The sequence below is a fragment of the Roseateles sp. DB2 genome, assembly GCF_051857535.1.
Taxonomy (GTDB): Bacteria; Pseudomonadota; Gammaproteobacteria; order Burkholderiales; family Burkholderiaceae_C; genus Roseateles_B.
Genome location: NZ_JBPZGY010000022.1, coordinates 13,658 through 36,589, shown reverse-complemented (window position 1 = coordinate 36,589; position 22,932 = coordinate 13,658). Strand labels below are relative to the sequence as shown.

Sequence of the window (22,932 nt, the reverse complement as noted above, 5' to 3'; positions counted from 1 at the left end):
ACGGGGCCACTGACCCAAAGGATGGCCTGTGCTGCTGAATACCGTCCTCTTCACCGGCAATGCAAACCCGGTGCTCTCCCAAGAAATCGCCACCCATCTGGGTCTGGAACTCGGCAAGGCTTCGGTCGGCCGGTTCTCTGATGGCGAAGTTGCGGTCGAGATCCAGCAAAACGTCCGCGCCCGCGACGTCTTCGTGATCCAGCCCACCTGCGCGCCCACGAACGACAACCTGATGGAACTGCTGGTGATGGTCGACGCGCTCAAGCGCGCCAGCGCCCGCCGCATCACCGCCGTCATCCCCTACTTCGGCTATGCCCGCCAGGACCGCCGTCCGCGTTCCACCCGCGTGCCCATCTCGGCCAAGGTCGTGGCCAATCTGCTGGAGACCGTGGGCGTCGAGCGCGTGCTGACCATGGACCTGCACGCCGACCAGATCCAGGGCTTCTTCGACATCCCCGTCGACAACATCTACGCCAGCCCCGTGCTGCTGTCGGACCTCAAGGCCCGCAACTACAGCAACCTGGTGGTGGTGAGCCCCGACGTCGGCGGCGTGGTCCGCGCCCGCGCCCTGGCCAAGCAGCTGGGCTGCGACCTGGCCATCATCGACAAGCGCCGCCCCGCCGCCAACGTCTCCGAGGTGATGCACGTCATCGGTGACATCGACGGCCGCAACTGCGTGATCATGGACGACATGATCGACACCGCAGGCACCCTGGTGAAGGCCGCCGAAGTGCTGAAGGACCGCGGCGCCAAGCGCGTCTTCGCCTACTGCACCCACCCCATCCTGTCCGGCCCGGCCATCGATCGCATCACGACCTCGGCCCTGGACGAGGTGATCATCACCAACACCATTCCGCTGTCGGACGCCGCCAAGGCCTGCGGCAAGATCCGCCAGCTGTCGGTCGCCTTCTTGTTCGCCGAGACCATCCGTCGTATCTCCGACGGCGAATCGGTGACCTCGCTGTTCTCCGAGCAGAACAACAATTTCTGAGTCTGAAGCCGGGCGCTCCCCGCAAGGGAGCGCCCGCCTGTTTGTGACCGGCCTTCGCAGGCCGGTTTTTGTCAGCGGTCATCTGACCGCATCAACGGGTGCCTGGTCGCGGGCATCCATCCATGTCTGGAGAAACCTATGAAATTCGTCGCTTTTGAGCGCAAGCAGCAGGGGACCGGAGCGAGCCGCCGCCTGCGTATCGCTGGCAAGGTGCCTGGCATCGTCTACGGTGCCGGTGAGCCCGCCGCCATCGAGCTGGACCACAACGCCCTCTTCCATGCCCTGAAGAAGGAAGCCTTCCACAGCTCCATCCTCGAAATGGAACTGAACGGTGCCGTGACCAAGGTCCTGCTGCGTGACTTCCAGATGCACCCCTACAAGCCGCAAGTCCAGCACGTGGACTTCCAGCGCGTGGATGCCACCACCAAGATCTCCAAGAAGGTGCCCCTGCACTTCGTGGGCGAAGCCGAATCCCCGGCCGTCAAGACCGACAAGTGCACGGTCAACCACGTGATCACCCAGCTGGAAATCAACTGCCTGGCCGAGCAGCTGCCCGAGTTCATCGAAGTGGACCTGAGCAAGCTGACCCTGGGCCACTCGGTGCACGTGAACGACCTGGTCGTGGCCGACCACGTCAAGATCGTGACCCACGGCAAGCCGAACCCGGTGGTCGCCACCCCGGTGCCCCCGGTCGTGGAAGAGATCGTCGTGGCTGCCGCTCCGGCCGCCGACGACAAGAAGGGCAAGAAGGGCAAGAAGTAATTCTTCGCCGCCTTGCGCAAGAAGCCCCGCCCTGGCGGGGCTTTTTTTCGTCTGTGCCTTGTGGTGCGGCAGCCTCGTCATCAGCAGACCGGCTTGAAGCGGCAGGCGGGGCGTGCCACGCATTGACGCCTGTCGCACAGCCGCCTCCGGCACCGTGAATCCTTGGCGACCCTTGCGCGACTCTCTGGCATGAACGCCGGCATCCCGCCGTCATCCTGCCGTCATCCTGCCAAGGAGCTTTCCATGCCCATGCATCCGTCTCGCCGGCCGTACCTGGCCAGGGGCATCCCGCATCGCCCTGTCAATGACCCGTTCGGTACACGGGGTCAGGTCTTGTCCCGCAGCAGCGGGATCCCCGAACATCGGTGGCATCTCAAGCAAGCACGACAGGGAGACCTCCGATGAACTCGAACTACCAGACCCCCGACGACCTCCTGCTGGCACGCAAGCTGGCCGAGAAGGTGCCCTTGGAGTCGCAGGCCTGGCTGGCCTTCGACCACGCCGTCTTCCGCGAAGGCGGCCACATCAATGCCAAGCACCGCGAGTGGATCGCCCTGGGCGTCGCCTTGGCCACCCAATGCGCGTACTGCATCGACGTGCATGTGCGCGGGGCCAGGCGCCATGGCAGCACGTCAGAGGAACTGGCCGAGGTGGCCGCCGTGGCCGCTGCCGTCAAGGGCGGCGCCACCCTGGCCCACGGCCTCATGGCACTGCGCCTGCATGAGAGCGCGGGGCCGCAGCCGGCACCGGCAGCGCAGCCCTGAGCAGCTCTGGGGATGCGGGGGCGACGAAGGGGCGGGGATAATCAGCCCCATGATTCGACTCTTTGTCGGCCTGGGCAATCCAGGCCCTGAATACGAGGACACCCGCCACAACGCCGGCTTCTGGTGGATAGACCAGCTGGCCCGTCGCCTGGGTGGCAGCCTGCAGCTCGACAAGAGCTACTACGGCATGGTGGCCCGCATCAACAACGCCCCCGGCGCCAGCGGCCCCATCTGGCTGCTGCAGCCGCTCACCTACATGAACCTCTCAGGCAAGTCGGTGGCGGCGCTGGCGCGCTTCTTCAAGATCTCACCCGAAGAGATCCTGGCCATCCATGACGAGCTGGACCTGCCACCCGGCGAGATGAAGATGAAGCAAGGCGGCGGCACCGGGGGCCACAACGGCCTCAAGGACATGCAGGCTCAACTGGGTTCGGGTAATTTCTGGCGGCTGCGCCTGGGCATCGGCCATCCGGGCCATAAAGGCGAGGTGGCGGCGTATGTACTGCGCAAGCCCCCCGTCGATGAACGCATTGCCGTCGAGCAATGCATCAGCAAGAGCCTGGATGCGGTCGAACTCATGCTCAAGGGCGACATGGCCAAGGCTCTGAACCAGATCCATGCCAAGCCGCCCCGGCCCAAGCCGCCGCGGCCTGCACCGCCCGACGCCGGCACGGCACCCTCCCCGTCAATGGCATGCTCGCCAGCGGCATCGCCTTCAGCGGCATCACCGCTTCCAACACGGGAAGCGTCCCAGGATCAGCCCGTTGCGGTCGACCGGGTCACCAAACCTGTCACCGAACGGGTCGCCAGATCGGCCACCAAGCCGGCTGCCACGCTGTCCTCTGCCTTGTCCTCCGCCCTGGCCTCAGCCTTGGGCAAGAACAAGACCTGACCCTGCAGGCCGGGCGCCTCCATGCCAGCGATGCCGCCCCGCCTGATCCATGCCCTGCTGATGGGCGTGCTCACTTGCGCGCCCTGCGCAGCGCAGAGCCAGGCCAGCCCCGGCCAGTTCACCCTCTACCGCTGCGGCTCACAGGGGCGCGAGCTGCGCAACACCCCTTGCCCGCAGGAACTTGGCGCCAGCCAAGTGATGCGCTATGCCACCGGCGATGCGCGGGCCGCGGAAGCCGCACGCGAGCGCAGCCGTGGTGAGGGACGGCTCGCCGATCGTCTTCGTCACGAGCGCGAGGCGCGAGCAAGCGCCGAACAGGAGGCCTTGAAGCAGGCCTCCCAGGGCGTGGTGATCAAAGCGGCTGCGGCCTCCGCCGCCACGCCCCCGCCATCCCAGGCACCGGTGCAGCGCACCACCAAGCCGCGGCGGGGCAAGCCCGCTCACAAGTCTGTGCAGCGCAGCCCATCACCCACGCCGCCAAAGGGGCCATGAACGGACGAGCCCACGCATCACGCATCACGCATCACGCATCACGCATCACGCATCACGCATCACGCATCACGCAGGGCCAGGGTGCACACCTCGTCGCAGTCCGCAGTCCGCGGGCATCGGCCATCCGGGGCAACGGGCAACGGGCAACGGGCAACGGGCAACGGGCAACGGGCAACGGGCAACGGGCAACGGGCAGCAGGCAGCAGGCAGCAGGCAGCAGGCAACAGGCAACAGGCAACAAGCAACAGGCAACAGCGGTACACGTCCGGCCCAGCAAGCCCGCCAGGGAGGCGCTCTTGATGGCGCCGGGCGGCTTGCCCTGCAGAGGCTTGAGCCCTGTCAAGCAGCGTCTTCAGTGATCAGAAAGCCAGCCTGGACTAGAATGCCCGCTGTTGGTGCTCGCCCCGACCCATCGGTCAGGGCAGTTAAACGGGAATCAGAAGGGGACGCCTCCGCGAGGCCGACCTAACCTGAGCTGTCCCCGCAACGGTAAGCGGACAAGGCTGCAAGGCCTTCAGTTGCTGCACATGAATCCACTGGGGCCCTGGGCACTGGGAAGGATGCCGCAACGCGTTCCGCCAGCCCGGATACCGGCCAACGGGTGAGACGACTGCGCAAGCAGCGTCTCGTTTTCACAGGGGCCTGCGGGGAAGCTGGCACCTGGATCGCCTCGTAGTCCCTTTTCTCATGTCCGCTTCCTTCTTGCGTGCTGCACGCCAGCCTTCGCCTGCGCGCCGGCCTGCCTCCGTCCGTCCCTCTTCCACCCTGAGCGTGCTCGCACTGAGCCTGCTGGCCCTGTCAGCGCAGGCCCAGGAAACGCCCAACAAGCTGGGCCTGGTCCAGGTCACCGCCACCCGCACCAAGCTGGACCTCAGCCAGGTGCTGGCCGACGTCACCGTGCTGACCCGCGCCGACATCGAACGCCAGGGCTTTGGCAATCTGGTGGACCTGCTGGGCCGCCAATCCTGCGTCGAGCTCGTGCGCAACGGCAATCCCGGCACCAACACCAGCCTCTTCCTGCGCGGCGCCAACACCCAGCACACCCTGCTGCTGGTGGACGGCGTGCGCATGGACACGCAGTCCGGCTCCGGCGGCGCCGCCTGGGAAGCCATCCCCCTGGCCCAGATCGAACGCGTGGAGATCGTGCGCGGAGCGGCCAGCAGCGTCTACGGCTCGGATGCCGTGGCCGGTGTGATCCAGGTCTTCACCCGCAAAGGCAAGCGTACGCCCACCCTCGAGATCGGTGCCGGCGTGGGCAGCCTGGGCCTGGCCAAGGGCGACCTCAGCCTCAGTGGCGCCGCAGGCAACCTGGACTACGCCCTGAGCCTGGCCCAGGAAGTGGCCGACGGCTTCAACATCCGCAAGGTCGGCAACGACCCCGTCTACACGCCGGACATCGACGGCTGGCGCACCCACAGCGTCAACGCCCGCCTGGGCTACCAGCTGGACGCCGGCCAGCGCCTGGAACTGGTCAACACCTACAGCAGCCTGGACAGCGACTACGACGCCTCGGCCAAGCCCAAGACTGGCCTCCGCGATCGGAATGTGCACGACACCCATGCCAGCCGCGCCCTGTGGAGCGCCCAGTGGAGCGCCGACTGGCAGACCGAGGCCAGCATCGGCAACTCGCGTGAGCGCTACGAGACCCTCAGCAACACCGCCTCCACCTACCTGACCGAGACCCAGGTCCGCCAGTACACCCTGGGCAGCACGATGAAGCTGGCCGGTGGCCAACTCAATGCCGTGCTGGAGCGCCGCGAGGACAAACTCGTCAATTCCGGCCTGGTGCCCGCCACCGACGGGCAGGCCAAGCGCCACCAGAACGCCGTGGCCGCCAGCTACCTCTACAACAGCGCCAACATCGACGCCCAGCTGCACCTGCGCCATGACCAGGACAGCGCCTTCGGCGGCATCAACACCGGCACCGTGGCCGCGGGCTGGCGCTTCCTGCCGGGTCTGCGCGCCTGGGCCAGCGCCGGCACCGCCTTCCGTGCACCGACGCTCTACCAGAGCTTCAGCGAGTACGGTCCCAAGCCCGGCGTCGCCGCCCTCAGCCCCGAGCGCGGCCGCAACACCGAGCTGGGCCTCAACTGGAGCCAGGGCGACAGCGAGCTGGGCCTGACGCTCTACAACAACCGCATTCGCGACCTGATCTCCTGGGACAGCAGCTTCGCCGCAAATTGCGTCTCGACCTACGGCGGCTGCTACGGCAACCTCGCCAAGGTGCGCCTGCATGGCTTGAGCCTGCAGGGCGAGACGATGCTCGCAGGCCTGCGCGTGCAGGGCTCCCTGGATTTCCAGAACCCGCGTGACCAGGGCACCGACAAGCTGCTGGGCCGCCGCGCCAAGAAGCACGGCAGCCTGCGCCTGGAGAAGACGCTGAACCAGTGGTCCGGCGGCCTGCAGATCCAGGCCCACGGCAGCCGCTTCGACGACAACGCCAACACCAAGCCCCTGGGCGGCTACAGCCTGGTCAACCTGGACCTGAGCTATCGCGTGAACCCGCAAGTGCGCCTGCAGGCCAATCTCGACAACGCCTTCAACAAGGACTACGAGACGGCCAAGGGCTATTCGCAGGCCCCGCGCACCGTGTTCATCGGCGTACGCTTCACGCCCACGCTGTGATCTCCCCCTACGCGCTTCGCGTGCCCCGCCCGCAGGCCCGGCAATGCCGGATCCTCGGGCGTCTCCAGGGTCATGCAGGCTGACTCGGAAAGGTTCAATCGCATGACCACGCAGGCACACACGCTCATCGTTGGCGGCCAGCGCAGCGGCAAGTCCCGCCAGGCCGAGCGCCTGGCCCTGGCCTGGGCGCGGGAGCCGGGGCATGGCGTCTGCGTGATCGCCACGGCCGAGGCCCATGACGAGGAGATGCGCCAGCGCATCGCCCGCCACCAGGCCGAGCGCCCGGCAGGCTTTGCCACGGTGGAAGCGCCGCTGCAGCTGGCCGAGGCCCTGCAGTCGGCGGCCGCGCCGGGGCGCCTGCTGATCGTGGACTGCCTGACCCTGTGGCTCACCAACTGGCTGATGCCCATGGACAGCCCGCCCCGGCGCGAGGCCTGGCCTGCCGCCTGCGACGCCCTGCTGCAGACACTGCCTACGCTGCCCTCACCCGTGGTTTTCGTCTCCAACGAGGTGGGCTGGGGCGTGATGCCCCTGGGCCGCGAAGTGCGCGAGTACGCCGACGAGCTGGGCCGCCTGAACCAGGCCGTGGCACGCCGCTGCACGCAGCTGACGATGATGGTGGCGGGCCAGCCCTGGACGCGCCCCATCGAGAACCTGGAGTCCTGAGATGAACAAGCCCATGGGCAAGACCCGACCCTTCGTTGCCGCGCTGCTGTGCCTGGCCGCGGCCCTCGGCGGGCACGCGGCGGATGCAGCGCCGGTGCAGGTCAAGGACGACCGCGGCGTGAGCGTCACACTGACGGACGTGCCGCGCCGCATCATCAGCCTGCTGCCCTCGCTGACCGAGTCCGTCTGTGCGCTCGGCGAGTGCGCGCGCCTGGTCGGCGTGGACCGCTACTCCAACTTCCCCGCCTCGCTGCAGTCGCTGCCGCGCCTGGGCGGCATGGACGACACCAGCATCGAGAGCGTCGTGGCGCTGAAGCCCGACGTGGTGCTGGTGGCCATCTCCTCCCGCCTGACCGACCGCCTGGAGGCCCTGGGCCTCAAGGTCGTCGCCCTGGAGCCCAAGACCCATGCCGACGTGCAGCGCGTGCTGGGCACGGTGGCCCAGCTGCTGGGCAAGCCGCAGGCCGGCGCCGAGGTCTGGCAGCGCATCGAGGAAGGCATCAGGCAGGCCGCCGCCAGCCTGCCGCCCGCGGCCCGGCAGTTGACCGTCTACTACGAGGTCGACAGCGCGCCCTACGCCGCCGGCACCAGCTCCTTCATCGGCGAGACCCTCACCCGCCTGGGCAGCCGCAATGTGGTCCCCGCCGAGCTGGGCCCCTTCCCCAAGCTCAACCCCGAGTACGTGGTGCGCGCCAACCCGCAGGTCATCATGGTGGGGCAGCGCAGCGCGCCCGGGCTGCCACAGCGGCCGGGCTGGAATGGCATCCAGGCCGTGAAGCACCAGCGCATCTGCGTCTGGCTGCCGGATGAATCCGATGTGCTGGTGCGCCCCGGCCCGCGCATGGCCGAGGCCGCCGCGCTGATGGCGCGCTGCCTGCGCCAGGCCGCGGCCGGCCCGGTGCCCCTGCCCACCACGCCCTTCAACGCCCCAGCCGGCGGCATGAGGTGATGGACCACCCCGTACTGGCTTCGCCAGCCCCCTCGCGGGGGCGCACCCGCAGGCTCGGCAAAGCCGGATCCTCGGGTGCCACTCAGACCCGGGCGAGACGGGCTGCCCAGACGCAGCGGCCCGTCACCGAGACCCCGCGACCCGTTCATGGAGGCCTTCCGCAATGAAGCCCTGGACCCTGCTGCTGCTGCTGACCCTGATCGCCACGGGCCTGTGCCTGGCCGGCGTGGCCGTGGGCAGCACCGGTTTCACCCTCGACCTCCTCGCCAGCCAGGACGCCATGCAGGAGCAGATCCTGTGGCAGATCCGCTTCCCACGCTCCATTGGCGCCCTGCTGGCCGGTGCGTTGCTGGGCCTGGGCGGGGCCATCGCGCAGGGCCTGTTCCGCAACCCGCTGGCCGATCCCTATCTGCTGGGCGCCTCGGCCGGCGCTTCGCTGGGCGTGGCAGCCCTGCTGGTGGCCATCGGGGTGAGCCCGGCGGCGGTGGCGCTGATGCTGCGCATCGGCCTCACCGGCACCGCCTTCGTCGGCGCCCTGGCCGGCGTGAGTCTGACCCTGCTGCTGGCGCGGGGCGTCGAGCAGTCCATCCGCCTGCTGCTGGCCGGCGTGATCGTGGGCGTGGTGCTGTTCGCCCTCACCTCGCTGCTGACCCTGATGACGCCGGACATCATGCGCCCCATGCAGGCCTTCATGCTGGGCACCAGCGGCTTCCTGAGCTGGGCCTCGGTGTGGGTGCTGGCCCCGGCCCTGCTGCTGTGCCTGATGGGCGCCGTAGGTGCCAGCCGCGCGCTGGATGCGCTGACCCTGGGCGAGGCCACGGCCCGCTCCCTGGGCGTGCGCCTGTCCCTGGTCCGCCTCTTCCTGATCGCCCTGCTGGCCCTGGCCACGGGCGCGGCGGTGGCACAGGCCGGGCTGATCGCCTTCGTGGGCCTGGTGGCGCCGCACCTGGTGCGCAGCCGCGTGCTGTGCACCCACGGCTGGCTGCTGCTGCTCTCGTCCCTGGCCGGGGGCTGCCTGCTGCTGTCCGCCGACATCGTCGCCCGCTGGGTCATCGCCCCGCAGGAACTGCCGGTGGGCGTGGTCACCTCCCTGCTGGGCGGCGCCTATCTGCTCGTGCTGATGCATCGCGGGCCTTTGTCGGAGAGAAGAGCATGAGCCGAGGCCTTCACCTGCCCATGGCCTTCGAGGTCGACCTGCTGGGCCTGCAGTTGCAGGGCCAGCCGGTGCTCAAGACGCTCTACACCGCCCTGCCCCGCCAGCGCTGGACGGCCATCGTGGGGCCCAACGGCGCCGGCAAGTCCACCCTGCTGCGCGCCATGGCCGCCCTGCTGCCGGCCCAGGGCCGCATCGACTTCCTGGACAGGCCCCTGGGCGACTGGGGCCCCAAGGCCCGCGCCCGTGCCCTGTCGTGGCTGGGCCAGAACGAAAGCGGGGGCGATGATCTCAGCGCCTACGAGGTCGTGATGCTGGGCCGCCTGCCGCACCAGGCCTGGCTCTCGCCGCCCAGCGCCGAGGACCACGAGGCCGTCGCCCAGGCCATGCGCCAGACCCAGTGCTGGGACTGGCGCGAGCGCCGACTGCAGCGCCTCTCCGGCGGTGAACGCCAGCGCGTGCTGCTGGCTCGAGCCCTGGCCGTGCAGGCCGAGGTGCTGCTGATGGACGAGCCCCTGGCCCACCTCGACCCGCCCCACCAGGCCGACTGGCTGGACTGTGTGCGCCGCCTTACCGCCCAGGGCCGCACCGTGGTGAGCGTGCTGCATGAACTCAACATCGCCCTGCAGGCCGACGAACTGGTGGTGATGGCCCAGGGCCAGGTCCACCATCAGGGCGCCCCGGCCGATCCGGCCACGCACCGCGCCCTGCAGGCCGTCTTCGACGACCGCCTGCAGATCCTGCAGGTGCAGGGCCAGTGGCTGGCCCTGCCCTTCAGCCCCGCGCCGCCGGCCACCCCGCCCGCCACGCCGCCCGCGTCGGGCGAGCTGGCCTCCGTGCTGCACCTGCGCCGGCCCGCCTGAAGTCCCGCCTGAAGTCCCGCCTGAAGTCCCGCCTGACATCTGGACCCACCATGCCCCGCTGCCCCGCCCTCATGATCAGCGCCCCGGCCTCCGGCCAGGGCAAGACCAGCCTCACCGCCGCCATCGCCACCCAGGCCCGCCGCCAGGGCCGCCGGGTGCGGGTCTTCAAGACCGGGCCGGACTACCTGGACCCCATGATCCTGGAGCGGGCCAGCGGCGCGCCGGTCTACCAACTGGACCTCTTCATGGGCGGCCTGGCTCATTGCCAGACCCTGCTGGCCCGTGCGGCGGCAGAGGCCGACCTGATCCTGGTCGAGGGCGTGATGGGCCTTTTCGACGGCGATCCCAGCAGCGCCGACCTCGCCGCGGCCTTCGGCCTGCCGGTGCTGGCGGTGCTGGACGCCTCGGCCATGGCCCAGACCTTTGCCGCCCTGGCCTCCGGCCTGGCACGCTACCGCAGCGACATCCGCGTGGCCGGCGTGGTGGCCAACCGCGTGGGCAGCGAGTCCCATGCCCGCATGGTGGCCCAGGGCCTGCCGCAAGACCTGCCCCTCGTGGCCGCGCTGCGCCGCCAGCCCGAGCTGAGCCTGCCGGAGCGCCACCTGGGCCTGGTCCAGGCGCTGGAGCTGCCCGGGCTGGACGCCCAGCTGCAGGCCTGGGCCGATGCCTGGGAAGCCGGCTGCGCGCTGGGCCAGGGCCTGGAAGCCGCGCTGGCGCCGATCGATTTCCAGGCGCCCGCCCAGGTCGACCACGGCCAGCCGTTGGCCGGCCGGCGCATCGCCATCGCCCGCGACGCCTGCTTCAGCTTCATCTACCCCGCCAATGTGGACTGCCTGCGCGAGCTGGGCGCCGAGCTGCGATTCTTCTCGCCCCTGGCCGGCGAGGTCCTGCCCGACTGCGACGCGCTCTGGCTGCCCGGCGGCTACCCCGAGCTGCATGCCGAGGCACTGGCCGCCCACCCCAGCTTCTTTGCCGACCTGCGCCGCCACCAGGCTGAGGGCAAGCCCCTGCTGGCCGAGTGCGGCGGCCTGCTGGTGCTGCTGGAGCAGCTGATCGACGCCGAAGGCAAGACCTGGCCCCTGGCCGGCCTGCTGCCCGGCAGCGGCCGCATGCAGACCCGCCTCTCGGCCCTGGGCCTGCAGTCCATCGCCTGGCCTGAAGGGACCTTGCACGGCCACAGCTTCCATTACTCCACGCTGGAGACGCCGCTGCGGCCCCTGGCCCTGGCCAGCAACCCCAACGGCGGGCGCACCACCGAGGCGCTGTATGCGCAGGGCTCGCTGAGGGCCAGCTACATCCATCATTACTTCCCCTCGCGGCCTGAGGCCGTGGCCGCCTTTCTCGTCGGCGCCGAGGTCTGACCCAGGCCGCCTTCCCGAAGTCTCGCCCCTGCCCCGCCGACGCGTCCTGCCATACATCCCGCTGATGAAAGCCTCCGACCATGGAAATTGAGACCCCGCCCGTCGACCGCGAACGCGTCCTCCCCACCGCCGAGCGCCGTGGCCTGATCCTCGTCCACACAGGCGACGGCAAGGGCAAGAGCACGGCCGCCTTCGGCCTGGCCCTGCGCGCCCATGGCCGCGGCAAGGCGGTCAAGATCTACCAGTTCATGAAGGTGCCCTCGGCCCGCTTCGGCGAGCACCGCCTGTTCGAGCAGCTGGGCGTGCCTATCGAGGGCCTGGGCGACGGCTTCTCCTGGAGGAGCAAAGACCTGGACCATTCCGCCGAGCTGGCCCGCGAAGGCTGGGCCCGGGCCGAGGCGACGATACGCGCCGGCGAGCATTTCCTCGTGGTGCTGGACGAGATCATGTACCCCCTGCGCTACGGCTGGCTGCCACTGGAGCCCGTGCTGCAGGTGCTGCGCGAGCGCCCCTCGCATGTGCATGTGGTGCTGACCGGGCGCCGTGCGCCGCAGGAGCTGATCGACCTGGCGGACACCGTCACCGAGATGACCCTGGTCAAGCATCACTTCAAGGCCGGCGTGCCGGCCCAGCGCGGCATCGAGGACTGACGCGGGCGCGATGGAACCCCTGCTGGACCCTCTCTGGCTCTTCCCTGCGGCCATGGCACTGGCCCTGCTGGTGGACCGCCTCTTCGGCGAGCCGCCCGCCTGGGCGCATCCGGTGGTGGCCATGGGCCGCTACCTGGGGGCCTTCAAGCACTGGCTGCCAAGCCTGGGCGCCGCGGCCGGCTTCGCCTGGGGCGGGCTGCTGTGGCTGCTGGGCGCTTGCGTGAGCGTCCTGCTCGCCGCGGGGGCCGAGCAGTTGCTGTGGCAGGGCCTGCGGCCCTGGCAGAGTCCCCTCCGGTGGGGGATGGCCCTTGTTTTCATGGGTCTGCTCTTGAAGCCGCTGCTGGCCTGGCGCATGCTGCGCGAGGAGGTGATGGCCGTGGAACATGCGCTGCAGACATCGCTGGAGGCCGGGCGGGAACGCCTGTCGCGCCTGGTCAGCCGGGACACGCGAACGCTCAACGCCGCTCAGGTGCGTGAGGCCGGCATCGAGACCCTGGCCGAGAACCTCAATGACTCCGTCGTGGCGCCCCTGTTCTGGTTCGCCCTCGCCGGCCTGCCGGGCGCAGCCTTGTACCGCTTTGCCAATACCGCCGACGCCATGTGGGGCTACCACGGCCCCTGGGAATGGTCGGGAAAGTGCGCCGCCCGCCTGGACGACCTGCTGTCCTGGATCCCGGCCCGCCTTACCGGCCTGCTGATGAGCCCGCCCTCGCGCTGGCCTGCCCTGTGGCGGCAGTCCGGCCTCACGCCCTCACCCAATGGCGGCTGGCCCATGGGCGCCATGGCCCTGCGACTGGACCGAAGGCTGGGCAAACCGGGCGTCTACCTGCTGCATGCCGAGGGCGACGAGCCTGTGGCCGGGGACATCGCCCGCGCCGTGGCCGTCGCCCGCCAGGGGCTGGGCCTGTGCGCCTTGCTGCTGATGGGCCTGGCCTTGGCGCTGCGAGGAGGCCTGGCATGGTGAGTACGCCGCTGCTGGAACACGGCGGGCCCGATGGCGGGCCGCCCGTTCGGCATGATTTCTCCAGCAACGCCAGCCCCTTGTCCACGCCAGAACCCGTGCTGGCCGCTGTGCAGGCCGCGGACCGCCGCCATTACCCTGATCCGACCTACGGCCAGTTGCGCGAGAAGCTGGCCTCCCTTCTGCAGCATCCCGCCGAGCTGATCCTGCCCAGCGCCGGCGGCGCCGAGGCCATACGCCGCCTGACGCTGTGGGCGATGCTGGAAGGCCTTCGCCACGTCTGGGTGCCGCAACCCGGCTTTGGCGAGTATGCGGCGGCCGCACAGGCCCTGGGCCTGCGGGTCCATGCCTACGAGGACCTCACCCAGCTCGCCCGCCAGCTGTGCACCCAGGAAGACGGCCTGCCAATGAAGGCGCCGGCCCTGGTCTGGGTCTGCGATCCCTGCAATCCCACCGGCAGCAGCCCCCCGGCCGCCGCCTGGCAGGGCCTGGCCGATGCCCTGCTCAACAGCGGCTCCCATCTGGCCATTGACCTGGCCTACGAGGCCTTGCGCCTGGACGGCAGCAGTCAGTTGCCCGCCTCCCTGGCCGAGCAGTCCTGGCGACTGCGCTGCCCCAACAAGGCCCTGAGCCTCACCGGCGTGCGCGCCGGCCTGCTGCAAGCGCCGCGGCAGGCGGCCGAGGCCGCCTCGCGTGTGCAGCAGCTGGCACCCAGCTGGGTGCTGTCGGCCGAGGGCGTGGCCCTGCTGGACCAGGCCTGGCGCCCCGACACCCTTCAGGCGCTGAAGCAGCAACGCGACCGCCTGAGGCCCTGGCGCCTTGCCCAGCACAGCGCCCTGCACCTGCGCGGCTGGGCGGCACGGCCCAGCGTCTGCAATTTCGCCCTGTGGCGCCCGGGCTCGGGCACCCACATACCCAGCCTGCTGGCCGCCCTGCGCCAGCGCGGCATCAAGCTGCGCAACGCCGAATCCCTGGGCGCGCCGGGCTGGCTGCGCCTCTCGGTACAAAGCCCCGACAGCCAGGACGCGTTGCTTCAAGCCCTGATGGACCTCGAATGCCTCTGAACGACAAGAAAGGGCGCGCGCGCGCCGTGATGGTGCTGGGCACGACCAGCGGTGCAGGCAAGAGCTTTCTGGCCACGGCCCTGTGCCGCTGGTATGCGCGCCAGGGCTTCAAGGTGGCGCCCTACAAGGCGCAGAACATGAGCAACAACGCGCGCGTTGTGCCTGTGAGCCCCTCGACCGCGGGTACGCAGTCGCCCCTCCGAGGCGGCGCGGCCGGGCTGATCGGCAAGATGGGCGAGATCGGCTCCGCCCAGTACTTCCAGGCCCTGGCCGCGCGCTGTCAGCCCGAGGTCCGCATGAACCCGGTGCTGCTCAAGCCCGAGGCCGACACCGCCTCGCAGGTGGTGGTGCTGGGCGAGGTCGACGAGGCCCTGAGCCGCGCCCCCTGGCGCGAGCGCAGCGAGCTGCTGTGGCCCCATGCCCGTGCAGCACTGCATGCGCTGATGGAGGAGAACGAGGTGGTGGTGATCGAGGGCGCAGGCTCGCCGGCCGAGATCAACCTGCATGCCAGCGACTACGTCAACATGCGCACCGCCCGCGAGGTGCAGGCCGCCTGCCTGCTGGCCACCGACATCGACCGCGGCGGCGCCTTCGCCCATCTCTACGGCACGCACCAGCTGCTGCCCCCCGAGGAGCGGGCGCTGATCCGCGGCTATGTGCTCAACCGCTTCCGCGGCGACGCCCGCCTGCTGGCGCCCGGCCCCGAGATGCTGCAGCAGCTGACCGGCGTGCCCACGCTCGCGGTGCTGCCCATGTGGCGCCAGCACGGCCTGCCGGAGGAGGACGGCGTCTTCGACGACCACAGCACGGGCCAGGGCCTGCGCATCGCCATCGTGGCATATCCGCGACTCTCCAACCTGGACGAGTTCCAGCCCCTGCGCCAGGCCCCCGGCGTGCAGCTGGTCTGGGCCCGCGATGCGCGCACGCTGCAGGGCGCAGACTGGATCATCCTGCCCGGCTCCAAGGCCGTGACGGCCGACCTCGCCTGGCTGCGCGAGCAAGGCCTGGATGCGGCCATCGCCGCCCATGCGGCCGCTGGCAAGCCAGTGATGGGCATCTGCGGCGGCCTGCAGATGCTGGGCGAGACCCTGGTGGACCCGCATGGCATCGACGGCAATGCGCCAGGCCTGGGCCTGCTGCCCCTGGTGACGCGCTTCGAGCGGGAAAAGCTGCTGAGGCCCGCGCGATTGTCCTTTGCCAAGACGATGCCGTCACCCTGGTCGGCCTTACAGGGACTTGATCTGGAAGGTTATGAGATTCACCATGGGCGCACCGTCCAGCATCCGTCGCTGGACACAGCCGAAGAGATCCTGCATGAGCAGGACGGAAGCGTCGTTGGTTGGCAGCAGCAGAACGTGCTGGGGCTCTATGCCCACGGCCTGTTCGAGCAGCCGGCCTTGCTGAAGGCCCTGTTCGGGGTCGACGCAGGAGGGTTGGAGCCGGTGTTCGAAGGCCTGGCGGACTATGTCGACCGCCACTTCGCACCGGGTGCCCTGATGCAATTGCTGGAACCCTCCGCATGACACCCCTCGCCCACTTGTCCCCCACCCTGGCCCCCGCCCTGTCCACGGCCAAGCCCATGCCTTGCGCGCCGCAGCGCATTGCCTGCCTGTCCACCGAAGCGGTGGAGGTGCTGTACCGCCTGGGCGCCCAGGACCGCGTGGCCGGCATCTCCGGCTACAGCGTGCACCCACCCGAGGCGCGAGCCGAGAAGCCCAAGATCAGCGGCTTCTCCAGCATGAAGCTGGAACGCATCCTGGCCGTAAGGCCGGACCTCGTGATCGGCTTCTCCGACCTTCAAAGGCCCCTGCTGGCCGAGTGCGAGGCAGCCGGCCTACCCACCCTGTGGTTCGACCAGCGCAACATCGCCGGCATCCACGCCATGGTGCGCCGCCTGGCCGCCCTGGTGCAGAAGGAGGCACAGGGCGAGGCGCTCTGCGCCGAACTCCTGACCCATGAGCTGCGACTGGCCGAGGCCGCCGCCGCCCTGCCCTGGCGGCCGCGCGTGTTCTTCGAGGAATGGGACGATCCCCTGATCTGCGGCATCGGCTGGGTCAGCGAGATCATCCAGCTCTGCGGTGGCCACGACGTCTTTGCTGGCCGCGCACGCGCCGGCTTCGCCAAGCAGCGCATCGTCAGCCATGAAGAGGTGCTGTCCCACGAACCCCAGCTGATCCTGGGCTCCTGGTGCGGCAAGAAGTTTGTGCCCGAGAAGGTGCTCGCCCGGCCCGGCTTTGCCGCCCTGGGCGCCCGGCTGGCGGAAATCAAGTCCGCCGACATCCTCGCCCCCGGCCTGGCAGCGCTGGAGCGCGGTGCGCCCCAGGTGCTGGCGGCCATCCAATCCACCGTCCTGCAGTAGAAAAATGAGCGACCTGATCCCCCACATCCCCAGCCTCCACGACGCCGACCTGGCCCAGCGCCTGCAGGCCCGCATCGACAGCAAGACCAAACCCCTGGGCTCCCTGGGCCAGCTCGAGACACTGATGCAGCGCCTGGGCCTGATCCTGGGTACCGAGACGCCGCTGCTGAAGCTGCCCCAGCTGATGGTCTTTGCCGGTGATCACGGCCTTGCGGCGCGCGGCGTCTCGGCCTATCCGTCCGACGTCACCTGGCAGATGGTGGAGAACTTCCTGGCCGGGGGCGCGGCGGTCAGCGTGCTGGCGCGCCAGCATGGCCTGGCACTTACCGTGGTGGACGCCGGTGTGCGCCATGATTTCGCGCCCCGCCCCGGCCTCATCCAGGCCAAGGTGGCGCCCGGCACCGCCGATGCCCTGGAGCAGCCCGCCATGACGGCCGACCAATGCGCCACGGCGCTCGGGGCCGGCCGCGAACTGCTCGCGACCCAGCCTGGCAATGCGCTGATCCTGGGTGAAATGGGCATAGGCAACACCTCGGCCGCGGCCTTGCTGCTGGCCCGCCTGGGCGAGCTGCCCATCGCTGACTGCGTGGGGCGGGGGACAGGTCTTGACAATGCCCAGTTGGCCCGCAAGACCGAGATCCTCGGTCAGGTGCTGGAACGCCATCCGCAGGCCCGTTTGCCGCTGGAGGCACTGCAGGCCTTCGGCGGCTTTGAGATCGCGATGATGGTAGGCGCCGTGCTGCAGGCCGCCCTGGAGCGTCGCGTGATCCTGGTGGACGGCTTCATCACCAGCAGCGCCGTGCTGGTGGCGGCCCGCCTGCAGCCGGCCGTGCTGGAGCGCTGCGTCTTCGCTCACTGCTCCAACGAGCAGGCGCACCGCCTGATGCTGGAGCGGCTGCAGGCCCAGCCCCTGCTGGACCTGGGCCTGCGCCTGGGTGAGGGCTCGGGTGCAGCCCTGGCCTGGCCGCTGCTGGAGTCGGCCTGCCGCATCCTGGCCGAGATGGCCAGCTTCGCCTCCGCCGGGGTCAGCGAGCGACAGTCTTAAGGGCTGAACGCGGGCGGCGCTTCACCGCGGCATACATGCGCCCCCGAAGGCCGGTACAGCTGCACGACTTCTGCCACTTCCCTGCCACAGCTGTCCTTCTGGCTCGCCCCACAAGGGCAAGACTTGCCACCATAATGAGCCCAGCCTCAGCACATGGGAGCGAGCGATGTCCGACTTGGTGTTTGCTGACGAACTTCCTGAGGAACTGCCTCAGGGACGCGCGAAGGCAATCGACCCCTGGGTGGTGATGATCGTCGACGACGACCCCGCCGTTCATCAGGTGACACAGCTGGTCATGGCGGACTTCGAGTTCGCCGGGCGCCGCCTTCAGTTCCTGGATGCCTACAGCGCCACCGAGGCCCGCGAGCTGCTGCAGGCCCGCCAGGACATCGCCCTGGTGCTGCTGGACGTGGTGATGGAGTCCGAGCATGCGGGCCTGGACCTCGCCCGCTACATCCGCGAGGAGCTCGAGAACCACCATGTGCGCATCGTGCTGCGCACCGGGCAGCCGGGGCAGGCGCCCGAAGAGCATGTCATCAAGACCTATGACATCAACGACTACAAAGAGAAGACCGAGCTCACCAAGCGCAAGCTGATCACGGTCTTCTATTCGGCACTGCGCTCCTACCGCGACATCATGATCATCGATCAGTCGCGCCAGGCCCTGCGCCGCTCCATCGACGCCATCACCCGCATCTACGATAGCCAGAACCTGCGCCGCTTCGCCTCGGCCGTCCTGGAGCAGGTGGCTCATCTGCTGGGCTACGAGGCCCAGGGCCTGTGCGCCAGTCGCATCTCGGCCTATGCCGCCTCGCACATCGAGGGTCGGCTCAAGGTGCTGGCAGCCACGTCGGAGTATTCCAAGCTGCTGGTCGACGAGGAAGTCGACAGCCTGCCCGATGATGTGCGCAAGTCCCTGGACAAGGCTCTGCTGGACCAGCAAAGCCATTTCGAGGACCTCTGCTTCGTCGGCTACTACCGCACCAGCAGCGGCAACGAGAGCCTGCTGTACATGGTCTTCTCCGAGCCGGTGGATGCCGAGGCCCGCGAGCTGCTGGAGATCTTCTGCGCCAATGTGGCCATCACCTACGAGAGCCTGCTGCTGCGCGAGGAGATCGCCGACACCCAGCGCTCCACCGTCTACATCATCGGAGAGGCCGTCGAGAAGCGCTCCAAGGAAACCGGCGCCCACGTGCGCCGCGTGGGCGAGCTGGCCGCCCTGCTGGCCGAGCTGGTGGGCATGAAGGCGGGCGATGTCGAGTTCATGCGCCAGGCCGCCCCGCTGCATGACGTCGGCAAGATCGGCATTCCCGACCGCGTGCTCAACAAGCCCGGCAAGCTGGATGGCGAGGAGTGGGAGATCATGCAGACCCACGCCCGCATCGGCTACGAGCTGCTAAGCAAGTCCGACAAGCGCATCCTGCAGCTCGGCGCCATCATCGCGCACGAGCACCATGAGCGCTGGGATGGCCAGGGCTATCCGCGCGGCCTGGCCGGCGAGCAGATCCACGTGGCCGGGCGCATCGTGGCCCTGGTCGACGTCTTCGATGCCCTGGTCAGCGACCGCTGCTACAAGAAGGCCTGGAGCTTCGATGAGGCCCTGGCCTATGTGAAAGGACAGGCCGGTACGCAGTTCGACCCCAAGCTCGTGGCGCTGCTGCTGGACCACCTGGACGCCGTCCACGAGATCTACCAGCGCCTGCCCGACCGCGCCTGAGGGCCCGCCATGCGCAGTACGCCGGGGCCGAACATCGAGCAGGCGCTGCGTGCGCTGAACCTGGCCATGGGGCCGCTGCATGGCGGCGCCTTCTTCGAAGCCGTGAGCCGCAGCCTGGCGATGGAGCTGGGCGTTCTTGCCTGTTTCATCGGCAAGATCGAGCAGGCGCCCCAAGGCCTTTGCGCCCAGCTCCTGGCCTTCTGGCAGGAAGACCGCTGGGTGCCCCCCTTCAACTACTCGCTGCAGGGCACGCCCTGCCGCAATGTGGCCGACGGCGCCGTGTGCTATCACGCCAGCGGCGTTCAGCAGGCCTATCCCACCGACACACTGCTGGTCGAGATCGGCGTGCACAGCTATCTGGGCCTGCCCCTGCTGGACGCGAACAACGCCGTCATCGGCCTGCTGTCCGTGATGGACCGCGCGCCCATTCCCTGGGAGCGCCGCCTTTTCGCGCTGGAGCTCATGCAGGCCCTGGCTGGCCGTTGCAGTGCAGAGCTGCTGAATCTGCTTGCACGCGAGCATGAACAGCAGCTGCTGATGGCCCATGGAGAGCGGGAACTGAGGGCCACCGGACGCCTGATCGAGCAAGAACGCATGGCGGCGCTGGGCAGCCTGGTGGCCGGCATGACGCATGACATCGCCTCACCCATCGGCGTGGCCGTGACGGCGTGCTCCGGGCTGGATGAATTCGCGCAGCGCCTCCTGCTGGGCCTGCGCGGCGGCAAGCTCACTGCGGCCGAGGCCGCCGAGCTCGCGCAACGCATTGCCGACGCCAGCCAGTTGGCCGGCGCCCATCTGCGAAGAGCATCGGACCTGCTCTCGGGCTTCAAGACCTATGCCGCCGACCAGGCCCAGCAAAGGGTCAGTGCCTTCGACCTCTGCGACTACCTGCGCAACATCCTGCGCGTGCATGGGGCCCTGCTCAAGGGCGCACGCGCCCGACTGGAGCTGGACCTGCCCGAGGCCGCGCCTGTGGTCATGTGCGGTGGGCAGCTCTCCCAGCTGCTGGCCAAGCTCCTGCGCAACAGCTGCGCCCATGCCTTCGAGGGCATAGGCGACCGCCGCATACAGCTGAGCCTGCAGCGTGAAGGCGACTGGGCCCGGCTGCACTACCGCGACAACGGCCGCGGCCTGCCGCAGATTCTTCGCGAGCAGCTGCTGCGGGGCTGGGATGCAGTCCAGGACCAGGGCCTGGGCCTGCATCTGGTGGCGCGGCTGTGCCAGATGATGCAGGGCCGTATCCGGCTGGACCCGGAGGCGCGACCGGGCACGGGCTATATCATCGAACTCCCCTTGAACCCGCCCGAGCAGGGCTGAGTGCGCGGCCCCGGCCGGCGTGCCCGGCCGGCCTCACGCATGCCAAGCCTGCTGCACGAACTCCGCCTCTTCTTCATCGCCCTGCAGTTCTTTACCCGCCTGCCCATTCCAGCCTGGGTGGGCTTCGAGCCGGTCTGGCTGCAGCAGTGCGCGCGCTACTTTCCGGCAGTGGGCGCCCTGGTGGGCCTGTTCAGCGCGATGGCCTTCGGCGCGGCCCTGCTGCTGTTCCCGCCGCTGATCGCGGGGCTGCTGGCCATTGCGGCCAGCGTCTGGCTGACGGGCGGCTTCCATGAGGACGGCTGGGCCGATACCTGCGACGGCCTGGGTGGCGCCGTGAGCCGCGAGAAGGCCCTGCTGATCATGAAGGACTCGCGCCTGGGCAGCTACGGCGCGCTGGGCCTGATCCTGCTGCTGGGACTCAAGGCCGCCACCCTGGCCGCCCTGGCCGAGCGCGCGCCGCTGCTGGCCGTGCTCTTGCTGGCCTGGGGGCATACGGCTTCGCGCCTGGCACCGCTGCTGCTCATGCACAGCCTGCCCTACGCGGGCGACGCTGAACACGCCAAGGCCAAACCCCTGGCCACGCAGATCGGCGCGGGCTCGCTCGCCGCCGCAATGCTGATGGCGGTAGTGCTCACGCTGCCGCTGCTGGCCGGCCCCTGGCCGCTGGGCGATGTCCTGCTGATGCTGTCGGCGCAAACAGGCGCGGCAGCCCTGGCCGTGGGGTGGATGCACCGCTGGCTGCACCGCCGCCTGGGTGGCTACACAGGCGACAACCTCGGCGCCAGCCAGCAGCTCAGCGAGCTGCTGCTGCTGCTCGCTGCCCTGGCCGTGTTGCCTCACCTCGGCCTAGGCACGACCTGACCCCATGGCCGGCAGCATCACGGTCTGGCGCCACCCCCGCCCCGAGGGCGTGCAGGGCCGCTGCATCGGTGCCCGCACTGACGTGCCCGTGCACTGGCGAAGAGTCAAGCGCCTGGCCCGGCGCATCCAGGCCCATGCACGGCGCCACCGCCTGCCGCACCAGGTGTGGACATCGCCCCTGCAGCGCTGCGCGGACGTCGGCCGCTGGCTGCGGCGCTGGGGCTGGACGCATCACCAGCGGGAAGACCTGCGGGAGATGGACTTTGGCGCCTGGGACGGCCGCTTCTGGCGCGACATAGCCAAGGCAGAGATCGACGCCTGGGTGTCGGACTTTCTCGGCTTTGCCCCCGCGGGCGGCGAGAGATTGCAGGCCCTGCTGGAGCGCGTGGCGGCCTGCCACCTGCCCGAGGGCGCCCTGGTCGTGAGCCATGGCGGCTGGATGCTGGCGCGCCGCTGGCGTCAGACGCATGGAGATGCACCGCCCACGGCGTCCTGCTGGCCGCAGCCTCCTGCCTACGGCGAAGCCTGGCGCCTCACATGAATCGGCGGCGCATCGGCGAGGCCGGGGCGCCGCTCAAGCCGTGGCCTGCGTCAGCCGCAGGAACTTCTGCATCAGCGTCTCGCGGTTCTCGACGTGGTCCGGATTGACCGGGATGCAAGCCACAGGGCACAGCTGCACACACTGGGGCTCATCGAAATGGCCCACGCATTCGGTGCACTTGCCCGGGTCGATCTGGTAGTACTCCTCGCCCATGGAGATGGCCTCGTTGGGGCATTCGGGCTCGCAGACGTCGCAGTTGATGCATTCGTCGGTGATCATCAGTGCCATGGCGCTACTCCTGTCCGGCCTTCAGGGCTGCGAGGCCTGCTTGGCCACACGGTCCGCGAGGCGGGCGCTGACCGAGGGCGAGACGAACTGGGAGACGTCACCGCCCAGCTTGGCGATCTCGCGCACAAAGGTGCCGGAGACGAACTGGTACTGGTCCGAGGGCGTCAGGAAGACGGTCTCGACATCGGGCATCAGCTTGCGGTTCATGCCGGCCATCTGGAATTCGTAGTCGAAGTCGCTGACGGCGCGCAGGCCGCGCACGACCACCTTGCCGCCATGCTGCTGCACAAAGTCGCGCAGCAGGCCGCGGAAGGCGATGACCTCCACGTTGGGGTAGCGCAAAGCCACCTCGCGGGCGATCTCCAGGCGCTCGTCTGGCGAGAAGAGCGTGTTCTTGTGATGACCAGCGGCCACCGCCAGGATCAGGCGTTCGAAGAGCTGGCTGGCGCGGCGCATCAGATCCTCATGGCCCAGGGTCATGGGATCGAAGGTGCCGGGATAGACGGCGGTCAGCACAGTGGCAGAGGTCAACGCGGGCTCCTGGGCGTCGCGGGGGATGGCGGGAACTGCGGTGGCAGCGACGGCGGGCCCGATTATCCCCTGCCCGGCTC

General features: G+C 69.4%; 22 protein-coding genes, 1 pseudogene and 1 riboswitch. Of the genes and pseudogenes, 21 read left to right on the top strand and 2 right to left on the bottom strand.

Going from position 1 to position 22,932, the window contains the following annotated elements; all coding sequences use genetic code 11:
- Nucleotides 1–28: 28 nt before the first annotated feature.
- The 21 genes and pseudogenes from ACS5PK_RS21490 to ACS5PK_RS21390 all read left to right on the top strand — a co-directional run bounded on the left by ACS5PK_RS21490 (nucleotide 29) and on the right by ACS5PK_RS21390 (nucleotide 22,033).
- Entirely contained in the window at nucleotides 29–991 is a 963-nt protein-coding gene (locus ACS5PK_RS21490; protein ID WP_310737628.1) for a ribose-phosphate pyrophosphokinase, read from the top strand.
- Nucleotides 992–1,129: 138 nt separating this feature from the next.
- Entirely contained in the window at nucleotides 1,130–1,753 is a 624-nt protein-coding gene (locus ACS5PK_RS21485; protein ID WP_439442316.1) for a 50S ribosomal protein L25/general stress protein Ctc, read from the top strand.
- Nucleotides 1,754–2,154: 401 nt separating this feature from the next.
- Nucleotides 2,155–2,517, top strand: coding sequence for a carboxymuconolactone decarboxylase family protein (locus tag ACS5PK_RS21480; RefSeq protein WP_439442315.1), 363 nt, complete (start codon nucleotides 2,155–2,157; stop codon nucleotides 2,515–2,517).
- A gap of 49 nt (nucleotides 2,518–2,566) precedes the next feature.
- Nucleotides 2,567–3,196 (top strand): annotated as a pseudogene (pth, locus tag ACS5PK_RS21475) (aminoacyl-tRNA hydrolase); the annotation flags it as partial.
- A 243-nt stretch (nucleotides 3,197–3,439) separates the two neighbouring features.
- Nucleotides 3,440–3,901, top strand: a complete 462-nt coding sequence (locus ACS5PK_RS21470) for a hypothetical protein (RefSeq protein ID WP_439442314.1) — start codon at nucleotides 3,440–3,442, stop codon at nucleotides 3,899–3,901.
- Between the two features lie 376 nt (nucleotides 3,902–4,277).
- A riboswitch (cobalamin riboswitch) is annotated at nucleotides 4,278–4,514 on the top strand.
- Nucleotides 4,515–4,588: 74 nt separating this feature from the next.
- A complete protein-coding gene (locus ACS5PK_RS21465; protein WP_439442313.1) occupies nucleotides 4,589–6,526 on the top strand; it encodes a TonB-dependent receptor domain-containing protein in 1,938 nt (645 codons plus the stop codon).
- 102 nt (nucleotides 6,527–6,628) lie between these two features.
- Nucleotides 6,629–7,192 carry a bifunctional adenosylcobinamide kinase/adenosylcobinamide-phosphate guanylyltransferase gene (cobU, locus tag ACS5PK_RS21460; protein ID WP_439442312.1) on the top strand — a complete coding sequence of 188 codons (564 nt, stop codon included), beginning with the start codon at nucleotides 6,629–6,631 and terminating at the stop codon, nucleotides 7,190–7,192.
- 1 nt (nucleotide 7,193) lies between these two features.
- Nucleotides 7,194–8,141: an ABC transporter substrate-binding protein gene (locus tag ACS5PK_RS21455; protein ID WP_439442311.1), complete on the top strand. Its 948-nt coding sequence runs from the start codon at nucleotides 7,194–7,196 to the stop codon at nucleotides 8,139–8,141.
- A 163-nt stretch (nucleotides 8,142–8,304) separates the two neighbouring features.
- Nucleotides 8,305–9,297, top strand: coding sequence for a FecCD family ABC transporter permease (locus ACS5PK_RS21450; RefSeq protein WP_439442310.1), 993 nt, complete (start codon nucleotides 8,305–8,307; stop codon nucleotides 9,295–9,297).
- Nucleotides 9,294–10,157, top strand: coding sequence for an ABC transporter ATP-binding protein (locus ACS5PK_RS21445; protein WP_439442309.1), 864 nt, complete (start codon nucleotides 9,294–9,296; stop codon nucleotides 10,155–10,157). Before ACS5PK_RS21450 ends, ACS5PK_RS21445 begins: the two co-directional genes overlap by 4 nt.
- A gap of 50 nt (nucleotides 10,158–10,207) precedes the next feature.
- Nucleotides 10,208–11,518 carry a cobyrinate a,c-diamide synthase gene (locus ACS5PK_RS21440; RefSeq protein WP_439442308.1) on the top strand — a complete coding sequence of 437 codons (1,311 nt, stop codon included), beginning with the start codon at nucleotides 10,208–10,210 and terminating at the stop codon, nucleotides 11,516–11,518.
- An 80-nt stretch (nucleotides 11,519–11,598) separates the two neighbouring features.
- Nucleotides 11,599–12,168 (top strand): cob(I)yrinic acid a,c-diamide adenosyltransferase, encoded by a 570-nt coding sequence (cobO, locus tag ACS5PK_RS21435; RefSeq protein WP_439442307.1) that lies wholly within the window; start codon nucleotides 11,599–11,601, stop codon nucleotides 12,166–12,168.
- Nucleotides 12,169–12,178: 10 nt separating this feature from the next.
- Nucleotides 12,179–13,132 carry an adenosylcobinamide-phosphate synthase CbiB gene (gene cbiB / locus ACS5PK_RS21430; protein WP_439442306.1) on the top strand — a complete coding sequence of 318 codons (954 nt, stop codon included), beginning with the start codon at nucleotides 12,179–12,181 and terminating at the stop codon, nucleotides 13,130–13,132.
- Nucleotides 13,126–14,193: an aminotransferase class I/II-fold pyridoxal phosphate-dependent enzyme gene (locus tag ACS5PK_RS21425; protein WP_439442305.1), complete on the top strand. Its 1,068-nt coding sequence runs from the start codon at nucleotides 13,126–13,128 to the stop codon at nucleotides 14,191–14,193. Before cbiB ends, ACS5PK_RS21425 begins: the two co-directional genes overlap by 7 nt.
- Nucleotides 14,184–15,716 (top strand): cobyric acid synthase, encoded by a 1,533-nt coding sequence (locus tag ACS5PK_RS21420; protein WP_439442304.1) that lies wholly within the window; start codon nucleotides 14,184–14,186, stop codon nucleotides 15,714–15,716. Before ACS5PK_RS21425 ends, ACS5PK_RS21420 begins: the two co-directional genes overlap by 10 nt.
- A complete protein-coding gene (locus ACS5PK_RS21415; protein WP_439442303.1) occupies nucleotides 15,713–16,552 on the top strand; it encodes an ABC transporter substrate-binding protein in 840 nt (279 codons plus the stop codon). The genes ACS5PK_RS21420 and ACS5PK_RS21415 overlap by 4 nt, the downstream gene beginning before the upstream one ends.
- Before the next feature lie 4 nt (nucleotides 16,553–16,556).
- Nucleotides 16,557–17,597 carry a nicotinate-nucleotide--dimethylbenzimidazole phosphoribosyltransferase gene (cobT, locus tag ACS5PK_RS21410; RefSeq protein WP_439442302.1) on the top strand — a complete coding sequence of 347 codons (1,041 nt, stop codon included), beginning with the start codon at nucleotides 16,557–16,559 and terminating at the stop codon, nucleotides 17,595–17,597.
- A gap of 166 nt (nucleotides 17,598–17,763) precedes the next feature.
- A complete protein-coding gene (locus ACS5PK_RS21405; RefSeq protein WP_439442301.1) occupies nucleotides 17,764–19,314 on the top strand; it encodes a DUF3369 domain-containing protein in 1,551 nt (516 codons plus the stop codon).
- Between the two features lie 9 nt (nucleotides 19,315–19,323).
- Nucleotides 19,324–20,631, top strand: coding sequence for an ATP-binding protein (locus ACS5PK_RS21400; protein ID WP_439442300.1), 1,308 nt, complete (start codon nucleotides 19,324–19,326; stop codon nucleotides 20,629–20,631).
- Nucleotides 20,632–20,670: 39 nt separating this feature from the next.
- Nucleotides 20,671–21,492, top strand: coding sequence for an adenosylcobinamide-GDP ribazoletransferase (cobS, locus tag ACS5PK_RS21395; RefSeq protein ID WP_439442299.1), 822 nt, complete (start codon nucleotides 20,671–20,673; stop codon nucleotides 21,490–21,492).
- Between the two features lie 4 nt (nucleotides 21,493–21,496).
- On the top strand, nucleotides 21,497–22,033 hold the full coding sequence (locus ACS5PK_RS21390; RefSeq protein ID WP_439442298.1) for a histidine phosphatase family protein: 537 nt from the start codon (nucleotides 21,497–21,499) through the stop codon (nucleotides 22,031–22,033).
- A 33-nt stretch (nucleotides 22,034–22,066) separates the two neighbouring features.
- Here the strand turns inward: ACS5PK_RS21390 and ACS5PK_RS21385 are convergent, their stop codons facing one another.
- Together ACS5PK_RS21385 and coaD are read right to left on the bottom strand one after the other, a co-directional pair.
- Nucleotides 22,067–22,321, bottom strand: coding sequence for a YfhL family 4Fe-4S dicluster ferredoxin (locus tag ACS5PK_RS21385; RefSeq protein ID WP_439442297.1), 255 nt, complete (start codon nucleotides 22,319–22,321; stop codon nucleotides 22,067–22,069).
- A gap of 21 nt (nucleotides 22,322–22,342) precedes the next feature.
- Nucleotides 22,343–22,852, bottom strand: a complete 510-nt coding sequence (gene coaD, locus ACS5PK_RS21380; RefSeq protein WP_439442296.1) for a pantetheine-phosphate adenylyltransferase — start codon at nucleotides 22,850–22,852, stop codon at nucleotides 22,343–22,345.
- Between the last annotated feature and the right edge of the window lie 80 nt (nucleotides 22,853–22,932).